Below are 225 nucleotides of genomic sequence, written 5' to 3' on the forward strand. Positions count from 1 at the left end.
GACGACGCCGCGACGGCCGACGACGCCGCGACCCCCGACGACGCCGCGACCACCAACGACGCCGGCCCCGCCGACGACGCGGCGCCCGATGCGACGCTCGTGCCCACCGAGGCCACGCTCGCGCCGCCCGTGGACGAGTTCGACCACCTGTGGGGCGCGACCGTGCACACGCCGATCGAGGCCGCCGCGGTGCGTCCGAGCGAGGAGCCCGAGTCCGCTCCGGCC

Annotated in this window: 1 pseudogene; it reads left to right on the plus strand. The window is 78.7% G+C overall.

Annotation, left to right across the window (positions count from 1 at the left end):
• A pseudogene (locus DW309_RS05965) lies at positions 1-225 on the plus strand (hypothetical protein); the annotation flags it as partial.

Origin of the sequence: Microbacterium sp. K41, assembly GCF_004794395.1 — a bacterium.
GTDB lineage: Bacteria > Actinomycetota > Actinomycetes > Actinomycetales > Microbacteriaceae > Microbacterium > Microbacterium sufflavum.